Here is a 24,841-nt window from a genome sequence, read left to right as displayed (position 1 = left end):
TCTTAATAACTTGTACTGAAAAGAAGAGGGAAGAGATTAAATGAGGAAGGGATATGACAGGCATTAAAAAAGCCCGAGTAAGACTCGAGCTTTCAAAGAAATTCAGCTTGGTCAGCTTACACGTAGTACGCTTCAACTTCGCCTTTAAGCTTGATTAGCATTGGGTTACCGAAACGGTCTTTTGCTTTAGGAGAAGCAATTTTTACCCAACCTTCGCTGATGCAGTATTCTTCTACGTCAGTACGCTCTTGGCCGTTGATACGAATACCGATTTGGTGCTCGAAGCATTCTTTGATGAAGAATGGGCTACGTGGGTTACCCGCTAGGCGATCTGGTAGAGCTGGTTTAGCTGTATCTGTCATGTTTGTGACCTAAATTCCGTAAAAAGTGCGCCATTGTAGTCAGTGCACAGTGAGTGTTCAAGATATGTTGAGAGACTTAATACTAAAGCCTTTTGAAATAATGCAAAGTTTCCCGCTTTCAAAGTGTGGAATAAAAACACGGTCTCGTTGCTCAAAGGTGTTTTGCTCTCGAAACTTCTCCTGCCACCCCTTATTTGGTTTTGAATCATGACTATACTCATTACTGGCAGTTCTAACCTTATTCATACAACTTAATGTCTCAGGGCAGGCCACTAGTCGAGAAACGATTAACAAGGAAGGGTGAATGGAAACTGTTGAACAGGTTAATAAACGTCATTTATCGGATAGAGATACTACCTCTAGCACTTCTATTTTTCTTTGTATTCTAATCGTAGTAGCTGTAATCGCTCGGTTTTTTGTTGCGTTTAATTACGAAGTAAATTGGGACGAGTTTTATTACCTATCTTTTGTGCATCGGTTTATTAACGGCGAGGTGATTAATAGTTTCCAAACCTTTCACATTCACTTCTTTACTTGGCTGAGTGGTGTATCAGATAACGATGTTGACCAGATCATTGTGGCGAGAGTCGTTATGGTGTTCTTTCAATTACTCACGGGATTTTATCTATACAAGTTATGTCGATTGTACTGCAACAAATCGGCGGCACTTTTTGCGGTGCTTGCCTATTTTTCTTTTGTTTATAATGTTCGTATGGGGGCCAGTTTTCGTACTGATCCTATCGCGACATGTATGATTATGGCGGCGCTGTATTATGTGTTTAGTACAACATTTTCTTGGCGTGTATCCATTCTTGCTGGTGTCCTTACGGCTGTCGCCTTGCTCGTCACTTTAAAGACCGCTCTGTATATCCCGACTTTTATAGGCATAGTTTTAACCTCGCTTTATTGGTCGCGAAATCGTAAGCGTTATTTTAGGCAAGTTCTCATGTATGGAGTCGCAATACTGGTTGCCTTTGCGATGCTATACAGTTGGCATTACTTCTCTATACATGGAGCGAGTTCGGTTGGTGATGCAGGAACGATGTTCGGTGCTGCGGATAAGACACTAAACCAGCGCGAGCTTTTTCCTCGATTGTTTTACTTTGTTCATTCAGTTTCGACGAACTCATGGTATTGGTTAGCTCTTTTCATTGGTATTGGTACTGCTGTTTATGCGTGTTTTTCGCAAAAGCTATTAAGCCGGGAGTCATCGATTAAGTTTTTGTGCCTAAGTTTATTACTCTTCACTTTGCTCTTTTATCGCAACGCTTTCCCATACTATTACGCTTTTATGCTTGCTCCAGTGAGTGCTTTGTTTGCTGTGGCTTGGGTTGGTATCCAGAATTTCACTAACGCAAGAGTTGCACAATTTTTTAATTTTATTGTTCCCTGCTTGTTTGCGGTATCCATTGTGGTGAATGGTTTTGTTTTACCGATAAAAAGCAACTTGGCCTACCAGCGTCAGTTTCTTGATGAAGTACATAAAATCTTTCCTCAGCCTGTTGCTTATATTGATCGATGCTCCATGGTTCCGACTTTTTCAAAACAAGGTTTTTTCATGAGTACGTGGGGTTACGAAGATTATATTGCGAGAAACATCCCCGTTATTCGCAATGCAATAGAGCAAGACAATCCGGCTTTTGTACTGGTTAATTCGCACTATTTAGATGTGTTTGGCCCTGACAAAACCGATAAAGGGCTATTAAGGCAAGATATTCAAGCGTTAAGGCAGAACTACATTCATCATTGGTCGCATCTGTATGTTGCAGGAAAGACGTTTGAACTGACGCCCAACTCTCTTAGTCGGGAAGTTAAGGTCAACATCGAGGGCGTATATACGCTTGAAGCTAGCAATAGTCTTCTGATTAATGGCAAGGTTTGGTTGGCAGGTCAAGCACGGTACTTGGCGCGGGGGGTCTATGAATTAGTGTCGAAAGAGCCAGGTAAAGTCGTTCTGCGTTGGGGAGATAACCTGTACCGACCTCGCAATCTTGAAGAGAAGCAGAGGTTATTTACCGGCTTCTAATACGCACAGTAATGTTGATTCAGAACATGAGGAGCAAGCATGAAGTTAATTGTTCAAATTCCGTGCTTTAACGAAGCGGACAATATTGCTGATGTTATTCGCTCAATACCAAAGCGCGTTGATGGTATCGCTAAGATAGAGGTTCTAATCATCGATGATGGTTCTACGGATGGTACTTCAGAAGTCGCACGCAAGTGTGGTGTTGAGCACATTATTACTAACCAGGGCAATAAGGGGCTTGCTTACTCATTTCGAAGAGGGATTGAGGAGTGCCTTCGTCTTCATGCTGATATCATTGTGAACACCGATGGCGATAATCAATATAATGGGGCCGATATTCCGCACTTGGTTAAGCCTATTATCGAGCACAAAGCAGAAATTGTTGTTGGTGACCGAGGAGGGTATAGCAATACACATTTCTCTGTATTTAAACGATGTTTACAAGTGTCGGGGAGCTTTATTATTGCCAAAGCGACGGGATTGGATGTTAAAGATGCTGTGAGTGGTTTTCGCGCAATATCGAGAAGTGCGGCACAACAACTTAATATCGTATCGGATTTTAGCTACACAATAGAAATGTTGATTCAAGCAAGTGCAAAAAGGATTGGTGTGGTTTCGGTGCCAATCCGAACTAATGAAAAAACGCGAGAGTCCCGTCTGTTTAAGAGCATTCCGCAGTTTCTAAAAATGTCGCTCTCTACCTTGGTCAGGGTTTATACCATGTATCGACCTCTGCAAGTGTTTTTGTTTATTGGCTCGGTGGCGATGATTTGTGGTGTGATTCCCATTATGCGATTCCTGTATTTCTTTTTAAATGGAGCGGGAGATGGCCATATTCAGTCATTGGTCTTGGGGTCAACGCTACTTATCTTGGGTTTCATCACTTTATTGATGGGGTTGGTGGCCGATCTAATAGGGTTCAATCGAAAGCTGACCGAAAAAATATTGCACCGAATTGAGGTATTGGAAGAAAAGCTGGAGCATCAGGAAAAGTTGCCCACTTATCAGTTTGAAACCAAGCGAAAACGATCTGGAGAGTAATAGCGAGTTACCTCGATACTTTAAAGAAGTGAGTTATTTGATACGGCTTGCTTAGGCCTAAATAAACTCGAGATAGCGAAGAACAACATATCCCCTAGAACCGTGACGATTCTGGAAACAAGGACGGCAACTAAGAGTGTATCTTCAATACTCGGCGAATCTAGAAGTGTGATTAAAACAGCCTCTCGGACACCCAACCCTGCAGGAGAACCTGGGGTGGCAAACCCTATTAACCATGCGATGATGAAGTAACAAGATGTTTGTAAAAATGTCTCTAAAGTTGGAGTTAGATTGTCGTTTAGCGTAAAAAATATGAGTGAGAAAATGCCGCCCGATACCAAAAAAAAGCAGAGATAAAGCCCACAAGCTTTTAGGTAATTGCGACTGGCTATCAAGCTTAATATTGATCCGGTGATCACGATAAGTCCAGCGAATAAAGTCATCTCGTACCCCATTAAACTAGGGAAGTACTCATTCAGCAGAAAGACGCCGAACGAACCAGCCGCAATACCCATCAACCCTATTTCCCATAAGGTCGATTTCAGTAATACATTATTCTTAATTCCGTGTTGTACGCCAATTACTTGTCGGCTAGCGAATTGGAAAATGTTTCCAGGTAGATACTTAGCAATTTGAGATCCGCCAAACACCCAAATGGCAGTTGATGCAGACAAAGTATATTCACTGTTCGCGACTAAAAGTCGCCACGCCATAGAAAGAACATAATTGCCAAAGGCGTAGAGGCCTATGCAAAAAATAAATACCAGATAGGAGTAAGAGGGAATATCCTGAATATTCAGTTGCTGCGAGTATGTAGAGAGCTTGATTAATACAAAGGCGATGGAAAAAATAGTAATGATTCGCCCAACCCAACTTAATATGAATTTACTCTTATTATGTTTCATGATTCACACGCTGGCATAAAACCATGGTCCAAGGAATGGGAGAGCGTACTTCGAGAATCTCAAAGTGTTGATTGAGCAAAGTCAGAAAGGCATTCTTGGACCAGTGTTGGATATGTCCGGGAGTATTGCCCCAACTGTTTAAATATTTACCTCTTGCCATGTTTAACGCACACCACAACGGCTCTCTTGGCACACTAAAAATGTAATAGTCAGTATCGAGATCTTGCAATGTTGCTAGTGCTTGCTCGGGATGCTCTAGGTGTTCCAAGACCTCACAACAAACAACAAGGTCAGCAGAATCAGTCTTTCTAGCAACGTCATACACACTTTTTTGTTCAAACAAAATGTCTTCCAAGTTGTGTGCTTGGGCATTGTCTCTTGCTAGTTGAATCACTTGTTGGGAGAAGTCACTCCCTTTCACACGGATCCCTTGTTGATGCCATTTAAGTGCCCAGACTCCTTCTCCGCAGCCGATTTCGTGTATCGACTTTGGTGTGACCATATCAACCAGTTGCGATAAATGATGATCGAAATTGCTCATCATTTTTCTGGCGATGGGGTTCTGAGTATTGTATTTGTCGTAATAGTTTCCGACAGGGATCCCCTGCTCTTCGATACCTTTAGATATTTTCATGGCGTACTCAAATAAATTATCTCAAATGGCCAGGAAGTTCTTCTATTGATGAACTATGTTCTTCAGCCAACCATCTGACTTACAAAGCGTTACGCTTCCCTCTAGTAGAGTGTAGGATAATTTAGTGTTTTGTTTGCCTCGTTAGAAAAATTCTACAACCCCTTTAAATACTGCGCGTTGGCTGTTGGTTGAATCATGGCATTCAGCGTTTGGACGGTTTGTTCGCTGTGTTCTTCAAGTAGAGCTAAGAACGCGTCAATCAACTCAGGTTTGCTTGCTGAGACTTTCGTCTCGGTCTGGATATCACGCAGATCGATCAACACATCGGTAAACAATTGCGGCAGATCGTGCAGCACTTGCAGGTTTAAGATGTTGTGTTCGCTGTAGATCGAATTGTGGCTGCCTTTTTGTTTTTGCACCACATACGGATTGTCTTTTAAGTTGATGATAGACGTACGTTTATCACAGCGTTTCAAACAACCTTTGTTGACCTTAATCTTGCGGCATCCTTCGGTTTGTTGGAACAAACATTGGCGGCTCGTGAGTAGGGTATTTGGATGATAAATGCTGTAGAAGCAGCGCATGTTTTGCGGGCGCTTTATCTGGCGCATCTGCTTCATATTCAGCTCGTTAGAAATAAACGCGCCACTTGCCGCGAACTCGTCTTGAAGGCATTTAAACGCGTATGAGTTCACCGTGTTCATTTGTGGGCCTGCCACCCAGCCTAAGCTGAGCTCTTTTGCGATCATGCTGACGCCTGAGTTGTTGGTGATCGACAACTCAGGTTGGATGGTTTCCAAAAATACGCGCGCGGCTTGGTAGTTTTCGCCAATCAAAATGGCAGGGAACCAAGGTTTGAGCATTGGGTTGGCTTGGAACAATTCTATCATCGCGCTCAGTTCGCCAGACAATCCCATTGGCAATTGATAGTAAACATCAATGTCGTGGTATTCGCACAGCATGGCTTCTTGTGCTGACGAGATCAGAACCGATAATTTTGGCGCACCTTGGCGAGGTTCTGGTTGAGGTAACGCTGGCAGAGTTGGCACATCAATCGACCCTTTCAAGCTGCTGCCGGATACTTGTGTCGAAGTGACATCGAACGACTTAGTTTGCTCTGCCACTTTCTCAATGATCGCGGTTTTATCGTCGTAGAGCTTTTTCTTCACGCCTTGTACATCATTGGCGGATTCACATTTGTAGATCTTCGAGAAGTGTTTGACGGCGTGATCGCGAGGGTTGTCGATATACATCGCTTTACCAAAGTCGCCTTGCAAAAATGCGTTGGAGAAATCGCGGTTAAATACCGTGTACAACTCAGTGGTATCATTCGACAACTCGACACCATCGCAGAAGCGATCTATTTGCTTACGCCAATTGTCGACCACGGTATAGACGTAGTGCGATTTCTTGATTCGTCCTTCCACTTTTAATGAATACACGCCAGCATCGGCAAGCGCTTTCAAGTCCCCAAAGGCGGAATTGTCTTTCATATTGAGTGGGTAGTTGTTGCCCGTTTTGGTCGTTTCGTACTGTTCGCGACAAGGTTGGCTGCAGCGTCCACGGTTACCTGATGCACCATTGCGAGCGGAACTGATATAGCAAATTCCGGAGAATCCGATGCAGTATGAGCCGTGGACAAACACTTCCATCATTACGTTGTGCTCGCGACCAAATTGCGCCAGATGTTTTATTTCATCGATGTTAAGTTCGCGAGATAAGTTTACTCGGCTTGCGGTGAGCTGGTTGAGAAAGAGGATCTGGCCTTCGTTATGCGTGTTCAGTTGCGTTGAAGCGTGCACATCCAAATCGGGGAAGTGATGTTTGAGAATGTAGGCCAGACCGAGATCTTGCACGATCACGCCATCGATTTTGGTGGTGTTCAGTTGGCTGAGTAAGCGAACAATCGCTGGAATTTCACTTTCTAAAATCAGCACATTCAACGTTAGGAAAATCTTACAGCTGTGCTGGTGGGCTAACGTTAACACGCCATTTAAGTTATCTAAGGTGAGGTTGGTCGCTCGGTTACGAGCATTGAAGCGGTCGAGCCCACAGTAAATTGCATCGGCGCCAGCGGCAATGGCGGCTTTGATGGAATCTAAATCACCACCGGGTGCTAATAACTCAAATTGATCGCGTGTCACTACTTTTCTCTGTCTTACTAAAATAGGCTGCAAATGTTACGTATTTCACGCTTTTGATGCTCAGCTAGTTAATGCTTTATTAATCTGAATCAATTAATCCGTGTTACACGGTCGACTCTTGAGTGGGTAGAGTGCAGTTCGCGATAGCGGAATCTGACTTCTATAGTTTTCCTACACTTGGTTTTTCTATATTTAGTTTTCGACTCAGAGAGAGGAAGGGACGACAAATGAAAAAAGTAATCATCGGGTTGGTCGTGGCGTTGACGTCATTGAGTGCGTTAGCTGGTGAGGGTGTGGTAACCGTTGCGAGCACGCATTCAGCAAAAGATACGGCGGATAAATTTGTCGCTATCGCGCAAGAAAAAGGGTTGAACGTCTTTGCGCGCATTAACCATCAAGAGAATGCCACGAAAGTCGATATGACGTTGCGACCAACCGAAGTTATCGTGTTTGGAAACCCTAAAGTGGGCACGCCACTGATGATCTGTGCGCAGGAAGTGGCGCTCGATTTACCCCAAAAAGTGTTGGTGTATGAAGATGATGAAGGCAAAACGTGGTTAGCTTACAACGATCCGATGTATTTAAAACAGCGCCATCATATTGAAGGCTGCGACGAGGTATTGAACAAAATCAGCGGCGTGCTGGGCAATTTAACCAACGCGGCGGCGAAGTAGGACTGGTTATTGGCTTCGCTTTTTTTACTCCGAAAACGAAAAAGCCAACCTCACAAGGAGGTTGGCAAATCTTACCTAGATTGGGGGAGGTAAGATCAGGAGGTGGCGAGTACGCTGTGCACCTCTGACTTAATTGAGTCAGACTGCGTACCGAAAATCGCTTGTAAACTGTCGCCAATCACTAACACATCTCGCGCGCCGAGCGCTTTTAGCTTAGCAACATCAACGTTGGCAATGTCTTTTACTGAGACACGCAGACGGGTGATACACGCATCGACTGACTTAATATTGGCTTTGCCGCCCAATGCAGCCACTACATCCACCGCAATTTCATCAGGTTGTCCGGCAATCTTCACTTCTGCAATGTCAGTTTCGCGACCCGGCGTTTTCAGATCCAACTTTACAATTAGGAAACGGAACAAGCCGTAGTACAGCGTCGCCCAGATTGGACCGATGATGATGAACATCCACGCGTTGGTCGACATTGGGTAGTAAAGGAAGAACTGGATCGCACCGTGCGCAAAGTCCGTACTGTGTTTGATTTCCAAAAATGCGGTGATTGCAAACGCGATACCAGTTAGGAAAATATGGATCACGTACAGCACTGGCGCGACGAATAGGAAGGTAAATTCGATTGGCTCTGTGATACCAGTCAACCAAGAGGTCAACGCCGCAGACATCATCAAACCGCCGACGATTTTCTTACGCTCTGGAGACGCGCAGTGGTAAATCGCCAGTGCCGCTGCTGGGAGCGCCCACATGGAGTACATAAAGCCACCAGACAGATAACCCGCGGTTTTATCGCCTGCGAAGAAGCGAGTGAGCTCACCAGTAAACTCTTTGCCTGTTTCTGGGTCTACATAGCTGCCGACTTCAAAGAAGAACGGCGCATTCCAGATGTGATGCAAACCAACCGGGAGTAATGAACGTTCGCCCGCGCCATAAACCGCCCACGCGAGTACAGGGTTTTGGTACGCTGCCCAATGAGAGAATGCATCAAGAAGTTGTCCGACAGGTGGCCATGCAAACGCGAGAATCGCACCAACGACGATCGCCGATAGACCGGTGACAATGGGCACAAATCGCTTACCCGCGAAAAAGCCCAAATATTCCGGCAGTTTGATGTTGTAGAAGCGGTTGTACATGATTGCCGCGACCGCACCGATAAAGATGCCGCCAAACACCCCGGTTTGTAGCGTCTCAACGCTCATGATGGTGGCGTCAGTTTCTAGGCCGCGCAGACCAGTCACGATACCGAGCGATGCGTTCATAATAATTAGGCCAACTAAGCCAGCGAGCGCAGCCGCACCGTCATTGCCTTTTGATAACCCGAGCGCCACTCCGACCGCAAACATCAACTGCATGTTGCCGAACACGCCTTCACCGGCGGCGAGCATCACTTTGTTGACCGCGTCTGGAATAAACGCAAAACCCGCGTTACCAATACCCAGCATCAAGCCGGCTACCGGTAACACCGCCACAGGCAGCATCAACGACCGCCCTATTTTTTGTAGTTGTCCAAATATACTTGCAAACATGGTTTCCTCCTGACGAATGCCAGTGTTGTAGGGCCTGATTCCTTCAGGTCATGTTGTTTCACGTAAGGTCAGGATGATCATAGCGAGCAAGGCGGCGCCTAAGGTTACAAAAGGCAATCAGTTTGTAAGTGGCCGCTTACAAATCTCTTACACCGAGAAGTGAAAATTGTAATCGGCTCGATTGTGCATGGGCGTATAAGAATGCATCATATTGGCCAGCGCCAAACTCAGGGGCAGGCACAGGGAAAGTAGGATGGAAAACAAGCAGATACTGGTCGTCGATGACAACCTCGACCTTCGCGAAGCGTTGTCGGATTACCTTGGCCGCGCAGGGTTTGAAGTGCTTTGCGCGGAAAACGGCGGCGTGATGTGGCAACTGCTCAACGATCACCATCCCGATTTGATCATCCTCGATATTATGATGCCCGGTGAAGACGGCTTTACCCTGTGCCAGAAACTGCGCAAAAATTCCGATATCCCGATCATCATGCTGACCGCCGTCACTGAAGAAGCCGACCGAGTCGCAGGGCTCGAAATGGGCGCTGATGACTACATCACCAAATCATTCAGTCCGCGTGAACTGCTCGCGCGCATCAAAACGATTCTGAGACGCAGCCAAACGACCGCCAATAGCAAACTGACGCGTAAAGTGCGTTTTGACGATTGGTTGTTAGATACCGTAACCCGGCAACTGACCCACGTTGCTCGCCGCGAAGTTAAGCAACTTAGTGGCGCGGATTTGTCGCTGCTCGGTTTGTTCGTCAACCACGCGCAATCAATATTGTCTCGCGATGACATTGCGCGCGAGATCTGGGGACGCGATGCCGACCCGTTTGAACGCGGCATTGACGTGCAGATCAGCCGCTTGCGTCATCACCTTGAAGATAAAGACCGCTCGCTGATCCTAACGGTGCGCAATAAAGGCTACATGCTGACCACGGACGTGCATTATGAGAATTAAACGCTGGACGGGCTCACTGGTCGTTCGTACCAGTGTGTTCTTGTTGCTGGTGATCATTCTGGCGCAGGTATTATCCGGGATTATCTGGTATCAACACGCCAGCGAACGCGATAAAGAAGGCCTGACCACCACAGTCAAAAGCTTAGCGCTGAGCGCTTCTTCCACCATCGCCTTCTTTCAAACCCTTCCTTCGGAATACCGCCACTTGGTGCTCAATCAACTACGCAATATGGGCGGCACACGCTTTTTCGTCTCACTCAACAATCACCAGATTGACGTCGACCCGCTGCCGGAGAGCGAACGCAAAACGTTGGTCATCAACCAAGTTCGCGAGGTATTAGAAAGCGAGCTGAGCGGCATTCCTAATATCGAGGTGGAGTTCACCCAGCGCGACAAACTCAAAGTATTCAACAACGAGCTACCTATCGACGAACTGCCGCTATTGTGGGCGCATTATTCGCTTTCGTTTGGTGACCTCAATCCACCCATTCTGGTGATGCAGGTCGAAGTCGCGCAGAACGAATGGTTTTATCTCGCGGCGGTGCTACCCGCGCCTTACATCAACCTAGAGACTAACTATTTTGAGCTGCGCCAATGGCTGACACTATTGCTATCCGCGCTAATGTTGTTGCTGTGCACCTGGTTTATCGTTCGCAAAGAGATTCAACCCATTCGAGAGCTGGCAAAAGCCGCAACCCTGATGTCGAGCCGATTAGACGTGCCCGAAGTTTTTGAACGAGGCAGTAACGAACTGAAAGCGGCGGTACGTGCGTTTAATAAAATGAACCGACGCATCGACAGCCACATTAAAGACCGCGAGATGCTGTTCAGTGCCATTTCACACGATCTGAAAACGCCGATTGCTTGCCTAAAACTACGGGCGGAAATGCTGGATGACGACGCCGACCGAGAACGCTTTATCCGCCTGAGTAACGACCTAGATTTGATGGTTAAAGGCGCATTGCAATGCATTAAAGAGACCGATATCCACGAGGAAATCGAGCCGATCAATTTCACCCAACTGATTCAGCACATTTCCGCCAATATCGCCGATGCGCCGGACACAATTCGCATCCACGGTGAAATCCGCACCCACTTTGCTGGTAAACCGTTAGCGATTAAGCGCTGCATTCAGAATCTGGTCGATAACGCGCTCAAATACGGCAATCAAGCAGATATTACGCTGAGTGAAAGCCCAGAGTCGATCCAGATTGAAATTGAAGATCACGGTGGCGGTGTTGACGATTTATTACTTGAAAAGCTCTGCCAGCCATACTTCCGCGCTAGCAACGATAAAGAAGGCAGTGGGCTGGGGTTAACCATTTCACAGAGCATTGCAAAGGCTCATGGCGGCAACTTGTTGCTGAGCCATTCTCAGTTTGGCGGCCTCTGCGCCACGCTGACTTTCCCGAGAGACTGACTATGAACAAACTGGCATTCTTGTTCCCACTGTTGCTCGCCCCTTGCGTCGCTCACGCTGAGTCGCCACAAGGGGTAGAGTTTTTACATTGGTGGACTTCTGACGGCGAACAGCAAGCGCTGCAAACACTTAAAGCTCAGCTAAAACGGCACGATATAGAGCTGCTGCAAAGCCCGGTGTTAGGCGGTGGTGGCGACAGCGCGATGACGGTACTGCAAGCTCGCGCGCTGGCGGGCAATCCACCGAGCTTCGCGCAAATCGAAGGGCCAAGTATTAAAGCGTGGGATGCCATCGGTATTTTGCACAACGTCAACGTGGTTGCCGATGAGCAGCTCTGGGACGAGGTGCTCTACCCGCTGTCTATCGAAATCAATAAAACACAAAACGGCTATATCGCCCTGCCACTTACGCTGCACCGTTTGAACTGGTTGTGGGTCAACCACAAGCTGCTTAAACAACTGAATCTTTCCGCGCCGAAAAATTGGCAAGAAATGTTCGCCGCCATGGAGCTTGCGAAGCAAAATGGCATCGTGCCGATCGCGGTCGGTGAGCAGCCGTGGCAAGTCGCCCAACTTTTCGAGAACTTAGTGATCTCCACTGGCGGCGTTGAGTTCTACACCAATGCTATGGTTAAACTAGAACGCGACAGCATCGACAGCGATACACTGCGTCAAGCTCTGACGCAATTTCGCCGCCTGAGTTTGTTGATAGACAACCAATTACCCGACAGTAAGTGGGATACGGCGACCCAAGCGCTAGCCGACGGTCAAGCGCTGTTTCAAATCGGTGGAGATTGGATTTTGGGTGAGCTGCTCGCCAATCAAGTCTCAGTCCCGCAAGAGGTCGGCTGTTACCCAACGCCTGACAGCGATGGTGTATTCCTCTACAACATGGACAGCTTGGTGTTTATGTCGAGCAAGTCGTTTTCTGCCGAGGCTGCTCAGCAAACCGCAAGCGCGCTGGCAGACGTCGAGTTTCAAGCTAAGTTCAATAAGGTAAAAGGCTCGATTCCGGTACGTACCGATATCGACATCAGCGATTTTAATCCGTGTCAGGTCCAGTCATATCAAGACTTTCACTACGGCGTTAAACACAACCTCGCTGTGCCGAGTATGATTGATTCGATGGCGGTCAATCCGGTTGCTCAGCAAGCGATAAACTCGGAAATCTTCCGTTTTTACCGCAATCCCAAGATGGAACCCGACGAGCTGATAAAACGCATTATTGCTATTTCGCAAAGCGGTTAATGGCAATGAATTTGTGCCGAGTGGAATAAAAAAGCCCCAATGATTGGGGCTTGAGTAAAGCGAAGTATGCCGTTTAAAAATAGTGGAAGATCGGTGGTTCATGCATCAAGAAGTTTTGATGGGAGATGTTCCACGCATACGCGCCCGCTAAGGTAAACACAACGTAATCACCAATATCGACGTGGGCGACGTGTTGATTGCGTGCCAGCACATCTTTGGGCGTACAAAGCTGGCCGACAAAAGTTGCTTGTGCATGCTGAATTGGGTGAGAAATCTCATGGTGTTGCTCGCTTTTCAGGATGACGAATGGATGATCATGGCTCTGCGCTGCTGGCGTGCGGAAATGGTGGGTTCCTCCGCGCGCGATGACAAAGTTTTCGCCAAGATTTTGCTTAATATTCAGTACTTCCATCACGTAATAACCACATGCCGCCGTGATGAAACGTCCGCATTCAAAACGCAGTGTCCAATCTTGCACTTGCTCTTTAGCGATGAGGAATTCCAACTTGTCGCAAAACTCCATCCACGGAAAGTGTTGCTCAGGGTTTTGGTAGTTGATGCCCATGCCGCCGCCCAAGTTGATCATCAGCTCACCGAGTTCAAACTCTTGTTGCCACGTTTTCACGACTTGGAAATAGCGCTGCATTAACGCTAAGTGACGTTCAACATCAAGCTGATGCGACATCAAGTGAAAATGGAAACCTTTCAGTGACACTTGCGGGAAATCGCGCAGCAACATTAAAGCATTACTCAGTTCGGACTCGTCCAAACCAAAAGGAGTCGGCTTGCCGCCCATCGCCAACTTGCTGAGCGTGATGTCGCCAATATCAATGTTCATACGCAAAAAGATCGAAGCAGGGCGGTTGAGGCGCTCGGTTATTGCTCCAATGCGTTGCAGCTCGGTGAGGCTTTCGACATGAATTGCATCAACATCCAGCTCAATCGCTTGTTGCAATTCACTTGGCATTTTTCCTGGGCCACCGAAGATCAATGGCTTATCGAGTTGTTGCTGGTGGAGGTGTGTCAACTCCCCGCCAGATGCCGCTTCAAAACCATCGACATACGGCGCGAGCGTTTTGAGAATAGGGCCTGATGGATTGGCTTTGGCTGCGTAAAATAGCTCGACATTTTTCGGCAAAACGTGACGCAGTTGTTTGATGTGTTCTCCTAAGGCTTTTAGGTCATACACGTACGCGCACAAAGGTTGATTTTGCTGCTGTGCGAGCGTGTGAACTTGCTGGCTAACGCGTGTCGGTAGGGAGAGTGAATTAGACATGTTGCGCTCCTTTTTCGTGTTGCTGCCAAGGCGCGGCGACTTGGGTATAGCCCGACTCCTTATCGGCTTTTTGCATCAAACGCGTGGTGAAATTATTTTTGCTTGGGAAGTGACCGCCATTCAGCAACGCTTCTAGTTCCGGCTGTTTTCCATTCACTGATTGCCAACGCACAATGGCACTTTGCACCGCATTCCACAGCGTTTGCTCTAGTGGCTCATCACCTTCTGCGATGAAGAAAATCGCTTCGCTGATGTTGTTGATAAAGGTGCAGTATCCGATGCGATTCCAGCCTTGTTCGCGACTGTAGTAAACCGATTGTCGCGCGCGTTCAGACAAATCAGTTAATGTTTCTGCTGGCCAGAACTCTGGCAGTAATTTAGTGCCTTCCAAATCACGAATCCAAACACAACACGGCATCTCTTGCTCAAAGCCAATCAAGGTGTTTTGCAAATGCGGCTCAAACGCCACCCCGTGTTTGAAGTAGTAATTAAACACGCCCGGAATTAGGCAATGCAAATAGCGTTCAAACCACAGTGTCGCGATGTCGGAATAGCGATTTTGCGTAGTACGCGCTTTGTTTTTAAGGCGTTGAGCAATGCAACTGTTGCCGTTTTTGTCGTAAGCAAACAGAGCGCCAGCGAGGGTTGGTTTTAAGATATCGACTTCGCTCAGCGAGAAATTTTCGCGATACAAAATCCCAAACGATTCGCGCGCTTTGGTGTTGTCATCCCAATTACGCTCAGCGACACTTTCTAGATTTAATGTGGTGGCGTAAGGCTCTGTCATCACTTTAAATACAGGGTTGTGCAGCTGTTCGTTTTCTCGAATCGGTTTGAGAATCGACGTGAGCTGCACGGCGCTGTCGAGTTCGTACCACGCGTTTTTACGCACGCAATTGGTTAATCGTACGTTGATGGAGAATTTCGCAAACCAGTCCATATCTGGGTGGTAGAGGGTACGAACTGAAGAGGTCGGCTGCATCTTTTCACCACCTAAACCCAGTGGCGTGATCTTGCCTTGTTCAATGGCACGCTTCACGCTTGGGTTGCTCAAAATGGTGTAGCTTTCCCAAGGATGGCAAGGGTAGAGGGTCTTCCCATTGCTGGTGGCGTGTTGTGGCGCGAGCTGTTGTAGCATGCGCTGCGCAGGGTTAGCGTCTCCGTCGGAACTCAGCACATCAAGTAAGGACGTATCCACTTCAAACCAGTACAACGGGACTTGCGCGCCGACTTCTGGAGAAAACGCCAAGAGATCATCCATGGTGACGCCCGAACGACCTTTCGGGGTCGGATGGAAAGTATGCCCCCAAATCAGAGATTGTTCCGAAGCGATAAACTCGTTGTGATGCGATTTGGGCGCGACGTTGAGAAACTGCTCGGTAACCAGCACGCTATTTTCCAGTTGTTCGATCAGCTCATGGTTAAACGGGATCGTCAACACCTGCTTGAGATAGTTAAGCAAAAGCGTAAGAGTTTGCGTGGCATCCGATTTCGCCCAACCAGATCCCGGCATTTTTGCCCAAGGCAGTTCTGCTAATTTGATTTTGCCCAGTTTGCTCGCGTAGTGAATCGGTAAAACCAGCACGCCATTTTGTTGAGAAAGATGAACGGCTACCCGTTGCTTGGCGGAATAGTTGCGTTTTAACGTTTGGGGTAGCGATGTCGATTGGTAGTGCCATTCCACTTGTTGATTCGGTAGCGCAAATTCACGTAAGTAACAATTAAGAACACCCATAATCGTGTTGAGTTGGGCCTTCTCCCGATTGAGCTGCACATCATGCGCGCGCAACTCGCTAGTCTGAGAGGATTGAGTTTGTAACATGTTGATTTCCAAATTTTGAATGGAGAACCAGCGCGATCAAGGTGATTACGCTGACTATCGCAGAAAGTAGGAAAGGAACCTCAAGTAGCCCCAAGCTAGAAATGAAAGAAGCGCAAAATCCCGCTGCCACGCCACCCCATTTGGACATGGCATCAAAGCGAGAAAATACTTTGCCACTGAGTTTGCGATCCAGATTGCTCGCAAGATGCTGATGCAATCCGTGATAGCAACACACCATCGCGATGCCGAAGATAATTCTCGCAGCAATGAGTGCGGTTTCGGACGCAATCAAATGCAAGGCAGAGCTCACGGCAAGCAATGCAAACCCGAGCCACAACGTGCGCAGCGGTTGATGGCGATTCAACCCATCTGACAACACGTGGATTTTGCCTGCCAGCAACAGATAGACGCCATGCGGCAGTGCGTACAAAAAACCGATCCATGCGTGGTGAGTGATGCCATATTGCTGCACAAACGGCGAGAAATAAGGAAAGGTCACCACCATAGAAAACGCAAACCCGAACTGAGCAAAGAAGATCCAGCGAATGGCATGCATTGCGTTTTTCTTTGCAACAGGTTGTTCTTGCTGAGATTCTGAGTTTGGCTTTTCGAGGTTTTGGTCGGCGGGTTTATCCGCTGGCAGTGTTAGCGTGATGCCCATAGCAATCAAAGGCAAAACGCATAACCACAGGTACGCGTTGAGTGGGTCGGTCTCTGACAAGCTCCAGCCGAGCCCTATGGGCGCAACGATCAGCGCCAAGCGAGCAGATAGTTGGGTTTTATTGAGTGACTTGCCGAGTGTTTTGGCTTCTTTAATTTGACTAGATAAGTAGCTGTTCGAGGCGGCCATGGTGCCACCAAAGGTTCCTTGAACAATAAGACCAAACACAAACATGGCGAGGTTGTCTGCCAAGCCGCACAGCGCAAACCCTGCTGCAAGGCCAAGTTGCGCACGCAAGAGTGAGCGGCGGCGACCGTAGCGATCGGCAAAGTTGCCCCAAAATCGCGCCGCCAACGCAGTACAAAACGTAGGTAGGATAAACAATACCCCTGCCCAGTCCGCATCAATGCTTGCGCCTAACGTTGGCAATACGACGGGTAGAAATAGCGGCATACCTAACGCGGCAAACGCAGCGATAAAGTGGCACAACAACACACTGTAGATGAGTTTGGTCATAATCGTTTAACGTACGCTTTTTTTGATGGCTTCTAAGTAGGCGCGCTGCGCTTCTTCGCTAGAAAGCAGCAAGAAGTTCGGAGCCGACAAACCATAGAACTTATTGATGTCACTCGCGCCGGAGGCTTCTTTCGAGAGCAAACTACCAGAACTCAACAAGTACTTGGCGTACAAATCAGGCGCCTCTTGCAGTAGCTCGCGTGCCAGTTTTGTCTCTAACCCTCCGCTTTCTAGTCGGTTGAGTTGCTCTGCAATGCTTTTGGCCACGATGGCGTAAAGCGATGCTGAAGAGGCAATGCCCTTCGCTGCCATGGCTTCTACAATCGCTGCGATATCCAGTTGTAATGTGATGGTGGTAAACATCTGACCGAGCGCCAATTCATTGTCGACTTTGATGCGTTGGTCGAGCAGTTCATCACAATCCACGGGAGTTGTTCCTGCGACGTGTTTTTGGGCAGCATGCTCTGTAGCAAAGTGGAAGCGCTCAGGCCAAATTCGCGCCGCGTCGTTGTCTTTCATCGCGAGCGTCATTTTGCCCTGTTGATCAAATGCAACGATGGCGTTTTGCTGGTTGGACTCCAATGCGATGCCATAACGAAGCCACAAGGTGAGGTGCACTTGGCAAAGAAGGTCGACGTAATCTTGGAACCACGCCAGCGTATCTTGTTGATAGTACTGCTCCGCCAAATGTTCTAAGAACAAGCGGTCGTCAGGCATTGGGCTTGCCAGTGCTGCAACCGGAACTAACGCTTTGTCTTCGCAATGAGTAAGTGGGTACTCACGTACGATGTACGCGAAGGTTTTATCCTCGCCGACGTGTCCACCGTGTTTTTCGTTGCAATGGAACAAGCGAGTGTTTAAGTCTGCGTCCGTTTGTTCAAGGTGGCTGAGTAGGCGTTCAAACCAGTGGCCGTCATACAGTGTTGAAGGCTTGATTAAGCGAATGTTTTTCGTGCCTAGCGATCGCATGATCAGCGGAACTTTGATGTGAATATGCGGCGCGTCGTTGACTACCACAGTACGAACGGAAAGCGTTGGCGTCACGTCTAGGTACGTAAACGGCGCTTCTATCATGCCTTCGGGTAAGGCTTCTAAAGAGCGAAGGGTGAGCGGATGCGCAGGGAACAGTACGTGGCTCAGTGCAAAATCAGCAGGAAGCCCCACTTGCTCCATTGTTGGCCAGCAATCAGGTTGTCCGCTGGTTAATGTCACCAGTGATTTTTCAATCGCAATCCAATGCAGAGCAAAGTTTTGTGCGAACTCGGGCGCGTACTTAGCAAGGTCTTCATCGCTCAGACCAAACTTCGCCCGCGCAGTTGGATAGTACGGGTGGTCTAGGTAAGAAGCGATCTGGTCGGCAAGCAGCAGTTTTTGATGCCAAGAACCAAGCTCGGATATTGGTTGAGAAATGTGGTCGGCGTGGTGACGAAACGCTTGGTCACACAGTGCTTTGTGTTTCTCTGCGCATTCCAGTTCTTGAAGATACCCCGCCAACAATTCGTGAGAGCTCTCATGCGCCAGTGTCGTTAGTAGTGCAATCCACTCTTTGTAATGTTGTTGATGCTCGACTTGGCTATTTTTCTCCACCCACCAACCTTGTGGTGTTTCGTCATAGGCGTGGCCGTAGCGCCAGTGCTGCATGTAATACGTTGGCGCAACGGGTAAATACAACGTGAAATCAGAGTTGGCAAATATCAGCCAGACTTGCTCGCCTTGAGGAACAATTACCCCTTTTGGCGCGTCGCTACTGAACTTGGCTTTCGACAAAATGCCAAACATGTCTTCGCGTAAGCAAGTGTCGATCAATCGTTGCGTTAGATACAAAGCGTTGTCATTCATGCTGCCACCTCACGAGTCGGAGCTAGATCGAAATTGCTAAGCGCGTTCTGCAGCGCTTGGTCGAGGTTTCGCCCTGATGGTGAGACAATCGAAATTCGGGCGAGATAATCCTTATTGGAATAACTCTGTTGGAAGTGTTCTCCAGCGGTTTTTAGTACCTGTTGCTGGGTGATGATATCGTCATCGTGTTGGATGAACGACGTCGAATCTCCATCAATCACACCACTGTGTTCCGCAACTACGTAGTGCACGTGCGCTGACCCATGAATTTGGTAATCGCCGTCCAATCTTCGGCCTAAATGCAGACCTAAAATCGTGCTAAACCAACCGAAGTGAGCGAGATTGTTGAGCAAGAATTCGCGACCATCTCCAATGCTGCGGTAGTTAATTTCCACTAGGACTGGGCCGTTTTCAGTGATAATAAATTCGCTGTGGCAAACACCAAAACCAACGCCAAACGCTTTCAGTTGAGCCACGCAAGCTTCTCGGTGAGCAATGCCGTTTGGTCCGTTCCAGTCTGCGGCCGTTTCGATAAAGTAAGGCGGCTCAGAGAGCGACACATCAAAACCGCCCACGGCGATAAGGCGCTCACCATCTCCTAAAGTTTCTAGCGTAACCAACGGCCCTTGAAGAAACTGCTCCACCAGAATGGCGGCGTTTGGGTGTTTTTGCCAAAACGCATCGCAGTATGCGTCGAGCTCGCTTTGGGAGTCACAGCGCTGCACATCTAAACTTGCCACGCCTTCTTTGGGTTTTGCTACGACAGGAAAGGCCATGCCTAATGCCACATTCGAATGGCGGTGCAGCAAACAGCTTTGTGTGTTGGGTAGGGCTTTTTCATTTAACACTTGTCGAGTTAAGTGTTTGTTTTTGGCTTTTAACGTGACAGACCAATCTTTGGATGGGAGGCCAAAAAATTGCGCGCAGATGGCGGTGGAAGTTTGTAAGTGATCACTATTGCTGAAAATAGCGTCTGGCTTTAATTCATGCTCCGTGATGGTTTCGATGAGTTCTAATGGGTTGAAGACATCACATTCTAGAATGGTATCCGGATTAAAGTGACTATCACGACTCGCCAGCTCTAAATGGCTGAGCTTATGGTCGGTGATAAGAACGACGTGAAGGTCCATCGCTTTAGCTGCAGGCACGAAGCCGTGAGTGACTGCATCGTTAACGACATGACTTACGATAATCATCGTAGATTTCATGAGCTTTCCTAATTTTCTAACATTTTCTTCTAACGTTGATAAAGTCGCTCACGGTCGTCTTCCAATGTGCCTCTCGCGAGACGGAGGGCAGAAGTTTTAGTGTTTATTGTTATTATGTTTGGTTTTTTTTGTTGTTAGTTGTGTTTTTAGGGTAAATAAATATAGAGCATAAAATTAACATTGCAAATAGAAATAATATTTGTTCTTATTTCCATCCGTTGGCTTTATAACAACTAAACGGAATTATGGAATGAATAAATTATTGACCCTGACCCCCTTGGCGGTCGCGATTGGTTCTTCACTAGTAGCACCAAGCGCAGTGGCTTCAGAAGAGACGAACTCAACCTCATCAGCAACTGAAACGATTCAAGTCTTCGGGCATCAGTACGAAGGTTATGCTGAACACATGCCTCAATCAGGCACCAAAACCGATGTGGAATGGCTTGATGTGCCACAAGCGGTATCCGTAGTAACGAAAACAGAAATGCAAGACCGAGGCGCGGTGCGTTTAGTGGATGCGCTAGATGGGGTAGCCGGGGTCAATAACACCTTGGGCGAAGGCAGCCGCGATCAGTTCATGATCCGTGGTTTTGATTCACTCAACGATATGTACCGTGATGGCTTGCGAGATGACGGTACGTTGCAGTCTTACCGCAGCTTAGCGAACGTTGAACGCGTTGAAATTGTCAAAGGCCCTGCGGGTGCTTTGTATGGCCGTGGTTCGGCTGGGGGCATCATCAACTTGGTGACGAAACGCGCTAACGGTGAGAATTTTACTCACGTAAACGGTAGTGTAGGCAGCAACAACCAGTATGTCGGTCAGGTCGACAGCTCAATGGCGTTTTCAGATAAGGTCAACGGGCGTATTAACTTGGAATACCGTCAAGCCGACTCGTACGTTGATCATGTTGATTCAAACGATTTCTTCATTGCACCGACCATTCGTGTGCTACCAGCGGATGGTCACACCATTGATATTGACGTGGAATACGCCCATCAAGAACTAGTGCCATATCGTGGTGTGCCATCAAAAAATGGCAAGCCAGTTGATTTACCAGTAAGTACTTACTTTGGCGGCACAAACGACTATCAGGAGTCAGACAGTCTCCGTATTGCGGTGGATTACGAATGGCGTCTGAATGATCAATGGGTATGGAACAACCGAGCGGCGTTCAACCATATCGAACTTGAGCAAAAAGGCACGCGTCAGGGCAAAGTGACGGGTAATGAAGTGTCTCAAACCGTTAACAACTTTGGTTACGATCCACGTACTACGACCACTTTGCAATCTGAGTTGGTTTGGGAAACCAGGGACAATCAATTGATGGTGGGTGCAGATTTCAACCAAATTGATATCGACCTGACGTTGGCAAGTGACAAAACGCTTCCTCCGCAAAATATCTACAACCCAGTTGTGGGCCCAACACCCGATCCGGGCTTCAAACCATTCCGTGACAATACCACCACAACCACGGGTGTGTACGTACAAGATGTGTACACGTGGGGCGACCTTTCTGTGATCGGTAATGTGCGTTACGACTCGATGGATCTCGAACAGCAAAAAGCGGGCGCAGGAAAGGAAAAATTGGACGATGACAAAGTCAGCTATCGCGCTGGTTTGGTATACCGCATCAATTACGACACATCCGTTTACGCCAGTTTAGCGCGCTCTTGGCAGTTGCCGTACGCAGGCATCTACATCAATCCAAAGTTGGCGGAATTCTTCCATACAGACCTAAAAGAAGTGGGGGCGAAAGCGTACCTGCTGGATAACGCATTAATGTTGAATGCGGCACTGTTCCAGATCGACCAAGAGCAGCCACAAACCAACGTAGACGGCGATGTCATCGACAAAATTGAAGTACGTCACCAAGGCATTGAGCTAGAAGCTCGCGGACAAATCACCAAACAGTGGGATATCTCTGTTGGTTACAGCTACTTGGACGCAGAAGACAAAGCCACAGGTAAAAAGCCGAATGATGTGTCAGACCACTTGTTCTCCCTTTGGAGCACTTACCAATTGGATGACAACTGGCGTTTGGGTGGCGGCGTGAAATACGTGGGCGACCGTTATGCAGGTAACGACGAAGCCGTCGCACTTGGCGATTACACCACGGTGGATTTGATGGCGGCGTACACCACTGGTCGTCACAAGATCCAAGCGAACGCTTACAACATTTTGGATGAGAAATACATTCTTGGCGCAACAAACGGCACGTCTGGCCTAAACCAGATTGGCTACGGCGCACCAGCCGAGTTCATGCTTAGCTACGGATACCAGTTCTAGGCTTGTTGTGCGTAGTTGGCGCACGTTAGCCGATTTTTTGCCTCTTATTGAGGATGTTTTAGCCCCGAGAGCCTACGGGAAATGTTCTGCCCGAGGCTCAATTTCTCGCAAAGGAGACCTTAATGTCTTACCAGAATTTGGATGGTAAAGTGCGTGTACGTGCTGGTTTGTCTACCACTTACAGTGTGCTCGCGATTGCTATCGCTTCTGCCACCTCCATGAGCGCGGTTGCCGCTCCTGCCGCAAAAAACGAAACCACCGTGATGGAAACGGTGGTTGTCACTGGCAGCGTGATTGGCAACTCTGACATTGAAGACGTCAAAGAGTACCCAGGTGCTCGTACCGTCATTACCCGTGATCAAATTGAGAAAACCGCAGCGGGTTCGATTGATAATGCGCTACAGCGCGTGCCGGGTATTAAAGTTCAGGATGAAAGCGGAACAGGCGTATTGCCTAACATTTCCGTACGTGGTTTGAAAGCAAGCCGCAGTGGTCATGCTCAGTTCTTGATGGATGGTGTGCCGCTAACGCTCGCGCCTTACGGTCATACTGGTCAGTCTATCTTCCCAGCAACGCTGTCGATGCTTGATCGTATTGACATTGTACGCGGTGGTGCCGCAGTGCAGTACGGTCCAAACAACGTCGGTGGTGTGATCAACCTAGTGACCAAACCGATTCCACACACTTGGCAAACTGAAATCAGCAACCGCCTTACCGTGTTTGACGGTGGTGATGCGCCGCTGAATGATTTTTACCTACGCACGGGTGGCTGGTTAAGCGACACATTCGCGCTGCAGTTGGAAGGTAACTTCCTAAAAGGCGAAAGCTTCCGTGAACATTCCGATACGGACGTGAAGAACTTTCAAGCTAAAGCACAGTGGCTACTGAGTGATGCTCAAGAGATTCAAGCATTCCTGCAACGTTACGATGCTGAAACGCAAATGCCGGGCGCACTTTCGCCACAAGACTACGAACAAGATCGTCACCAATCGAAACGTCCTTACGATGATTATGAAGGTAAGTCGACACGCTGGAGTGTTAAGTACATTCACGATTTGCCATTTGCCGACAGTGCTGAGCTAGAAGTGCTAACGTTTGGCCATAAGTCAGAGCGTCTTTTCAAGTGGGGCTTTAACAGCGCGGGTGGCCATTGGGCGGATCCGGCTCTGCCAGCGACGGACGTTCGTACCTCTCCACGTGAATTTACCGTGTATGGTATAGAGCCAAAAATGGCGATGTACTTTGGCGAAGGTAAATCCGTTACTCAAAACTGGATCGTGGGTACCCGTTATGTTAATGAAGACATTGACTACAAACTCACTCAGACTCCAATCGCCGGTGGTGCAACCAGCGTTCCGCGTGATTGGCATCTAGATACGGACGCGTTTGCTGGATACGTTAGCAACGAAATTGGTTTGTTCAATGATACATTGAAGGTAACGCCTGGGTTGCGTGTTGAGTCGGTTCGAATGACGTTTACCGATCGTGGTAAAAAACAAACGGCAGACAACACCGTGACGGAATGGTTGCCAGGTTTGACGGTGGCATACAACTTAACTGACCAGTGGGTGACGTATGCGAACGCGCAAAAATCACTTCGTGCGCCACAAATTGCCTACATCCGAGGTTTGGGTGAAGAAGGTAGCGAACTGGCTTGGAACTACGAAGTCGGCGCGCGTTACACCCAAGATGCGACCAGCTTTAACGCTGCACTTTATCGCATCGACTTTGAAGATCAATTGCAATGGCAAAGCTCAACGCAGACCTTCGATAACATCGGAAAAACACTTCACCAAGGCATAGAGCTTTCTGCTCGTTACGTGCCTGAAGCACTACCTGCACTGAGTTTAGGCGCAAGCTACAACTATCTAGACGCTACGCTTGAAGAAGAAGGTGAGAATAAAGGTAATCAACTGCCTTACACCTCTAAGCATCAGCTTGGTTGGGATGCAACCTACGCGTTTTACGGCATGGACACCACGCTATCGGGCTTCTACTTCAGTGATTCGTATACCGATAACGCCAACACCAGTGCCGAAGACGCAACAGGCGCAAAAGGTAAGGTGCCGTCTTACATGGTGTGGAACTTCAACTTGGGGACGGATTTATACAAAGACGACAAAGGCAAGTTACGCATGAATGTTGCGGTGAACAACTTGTTTGACGAGGAGTATTACTTCCGCGGGATTGATACAAGCCCAGTTGGTCGGTACCCAGCTCCGGGGCGCTCCTACACGCTGGATCTGAACTATCAGTTTTAAGCGTTTCGTTCACCGAGTT

Annotated in this window: 18 protein-coding genes; 8 read left to right on the top strand and 10 right to left on the bottom strand. The window is 48.0% G+C overall.

Translation table 11 applies throughout. The features are described from left to right. Positions 1-116 precede the first annotated feature (116 nt). The gene (locus tag CBX98_RS11950; protein ID WP_005374689.1) at positions 117-362 is read right to left on the bottom strand and encodes a DUF3297 family protein; all 246 of its coding nucleotides are present in this window, start codon (positions 360-362) and stop codon (positions 117-119) included. 304 nt (positions 363-666) lie between these two features. Here CBX98_RS11950 and CBX98_RS11940 point away from each other — a divergent pair, with 304 nt between their 5' ends. Both CBX98_RS11940 and CBX98_RS11935 read left to right on the top strand, forming a co-directional pair. Next, positions 667-2,388, top strand: a complete 1,722-nt coding sequence (locus CBX98_RS11940; protein WP_109169288.1) for a glycosyltransferase family 39 protein — start codon at positions 667-669, stop codon at positions 2,386-2,388. Positions 2,389-2,427: 39 nt separating this feature from the next. Further along, entirely contained in the window at positions 2,428-3,429 is a 1,002-nt protein-coding gene (locus CBX98_RS11935) for a glycosyltransferase family 2 protein (RefSeq protein WP_109169287.1), read from the top strand. Between the two features lie 20 nt (positions 3,430-3,449). On the opposite strand, the gene CBX98_RS11930 is transcribed toward CBX98_RS11935, so the two are convergent. The 3 genes from CBX98_RS11930 to CBX98_RS11920 all read right to left on the bottom strand — a co-directional run bounded on the left by CBX98_RS11930 (position 3,450) and on the right by CBX98_RS11920 (position 7,112). Further along, complete coding sequence (locus CBX98_RS11930) at positions 3,450-4,334, bottom strand: hypothetical protein (RefSeq protein WP_006740853.1); 885 nt, start codon at positions 4,332-4,334, stop codon at positions 3,450-3,452. Next, positions 4,324-4,968, bottom strand: a complete 645-nt coding sequence (locus CBX98_RS11925; RefSeq protein WP_053808213.1) for a class I SAM-dependent methyltransferase — start codon at positions 4,966-4,968, stop codon at positions 4,324-4,326. Before CBX98_RS11925 ends, CBX98_RS11930 begins: the two co-directional genes overlap by 11 nt. Before the next feature lie 152 nt (positions 4,969-5,120). Then, positions 5,121-7,112: a U32 family peptidase gene (locus CBX98_RS11920; protein WP_109169286.1), complete on the bottom strand. Its 1,992-nt coding sequence runs from the start codon at positions 7,110-7,112 to the stop codon at positions 5,121-5,123. A 227-nt stretch (positions 7,113-7,339) separates the two neighbouring features. Here CBX98_RS11920 and CBX98_RS11915 point away from each other — a divergent pair, with 227 nt between their 5' ends. Next, positions 7,340-7,786, top strand: a complete 447-nt coding sequence (locus CBX98_RS11915) for a DUF302 domain-containing protein (protein ID WP_053808215.1) — start codon at positions 7,340-7,342, stop codon at positions 7,784-7,786. A gap of 95 nt (positions 7,787-7,881) precedes the next feature. Here the strand turns inward: CBX98_RS11915 and ptsG are convergent, their stop codons facing one another. Further along, on the bottom strand, positions 7,882-9,324 hold the full coding sequence (gene ptsG / locus CBX98_RS11910) for a glucose-specific PTS transporter subunit IIBC (protein ID WP_109169285.1): 1,443 nt from the start codon (positions 9,322-9,324) through the stop codon (positions 7,882-7,884). A 253-nt stretch (positions 9,325-9,577) separates the two neighbouring features. On the opposite strand from ptsG, the gene CBX98_RS11900 reads away from it, so the two are divergent. Genes CBX98_RS11900 through CBX98_RS11890 form a run of 3 tightly spaced genes read left to right on the top strand, consistent with a single transcriptional unit; the run spans position 9,578 to position 12,952 of the window. Beyond that, the gene (locus tag CBX98_RS11900; RefSeq protein WP_109169284.1) at positions 9,578-10,285 is read left to right on the top strand and encodes a response regulator transcription factor; all 708 of its coding nucleotides are present in this window, start codon (positions 9,578-9,580) and stop codon (positions 10,283-10,285) included. Further along, a complete protein-coding gene (locus tag CBX98_RS11895; protein WP_109169283.1) occupies positions 10,275-11,705 on the top strand; it encodes a HAMP domain-containing sensor histidine kinase in 1,431 nt (476 codons plus the stop codon). Before CBX98_RS11900 ends, CBX98_RS11895 begins: the two co-directional genes overlap by 11 nt. A gap of 2 nt (positions 11,706-11,707) precedes the next feature. Continuing rightward, a complete protein-coding gene (locus CBX98_RS11890) occupies positions 11,708-12,952 on the top strand; it encodes an ABC transporter substrate-binding protein (RefSeq protein WP_109169282.1) in 1,245 nt (414 codons plus the stop codon). Between the two features lie 73 nt (positions 12,953-13,025). Here CBX98_RS11890 and CBX98_RS11885 read toward each other — a convergent pair whose 3' ends face one another. Genes CBX98_RS11885 through CBX98_RS11865 form a run of 5 tightly spaced genes read right to left on the bottom strand, consistent with a single transcriptional unit; the run spans position 13,026 to position 20,274 of the window. Continuing rightward, positions 13,026-14,228, bottom strand: a complete 1,203-nt coding sequence (locus tag CBX98_RS11885; RefSeq protein WP_109169281.1) for a type III PLP-dependent enzyme — start codon at positions 14,226-14,228, stop codon at positions 13,026-13,028. Continuing rightward, positions 14,221-16,050, bottom strand: coding sequence for an IucA/IucC family protein (locus CBX98_RS11880; RefSeq protein ID WP_109169280.1), 1,830 nt, complete (start codon positions 16,048-16,050; stop codon positions 14,221-14,223). Before CBX98_RS11880 ends, CBX98_RS11885 begins: the two co-directional genes overlap by 8 nt. Further along, complete coding sequence (locus CBX98_RS11875) at positions 16,022-17,227, bottom strand: MFS transporter (RefSeq protein WP_109169279.1); 1,206 nt, start codon at positions 17,225-17,227, stop codon at positions 16,022-16,024. The genes CBX98_RS11880 and CBX98_RS11875 overlap by 29 nt, the downstream gene beginning before the upstream one ends. A gap of 6 nt (positions 17,228-17,233) precedes the next feature. Then, positions 17,234-19,066, bottom strand: a complete 1,833-nt coding sequence (locus CBX98_RS11870; RefSeq protein WP_109169278.1) for an IucA/IucC family protein — start codon at positions 19,064-19,066, stop codon at positions 17,234-17,236. Then, positions 19,063-20,274 carry a hypothetical protein gene (locus tag CBX98_RS11865; protein ID WP_109169277.1) on the bottom strand — a complete coding sequence of 404 codons (1,212 nt, stop codon included), beginning with the start codon at positions 20,272-20,274 and terminating at the stop codon, positions 19,063-19,065. Before CBX98_RS11865 ends, CBX98_RS11870 begins: the two co-directional genes overlap by 4 nt. Before the next feature lie 250 nt (positions 20,275-20,524). On the opposite strand from CBX98_RS11865, the gene CBX98_RS11860 reads away from it, so the two are divergent. Together CBX98_RS11860 and pvuA are read left to right on the top strand one after the other, a co-directional pair. Then, positions 20,525-22,561 carry a TonB-dependent siderophore receptor gene (locus CBX98_RS11860; protein WP_109169276.1) on the top strand — a complete coding sequence of 679 codons (2,037 nt, stop codon included), beginning with the start codon at positions 20,525-20,527 and terminating at the stop codon, positions 22,559-22,561. Between the two features lie 122 nt (positions 22,562-22,683). After that, entirely contained in the window at positions 22,684-24,822 is a 2,139-nt protein-coding gene (gene pvuA / locus CBX98_RS11855) for a TonB-dependent siderophore vibrioferrin receptor PvuA (RefSeq protein ID WP_109169275.1), read from the top strand. Positions 24,823-24,841 lie beyond the last annotated feature (19 nt).

This window comes from Vibrio sp. T9 (assembly GCF_003123985.1).
Taxonomy (GTDB): domain Bacteria; phylum Pseudomonadota; class Gammaproteobacteria; order Enterobacterales; family Vibrionaceae; genus Vibrio; species Vibrio diabolicus.
The sequence above is the reverse complement of the archived record's forward strand: the minus strand, read 5'-3'. Positions and strand labels throughout refer to the sequence as shown.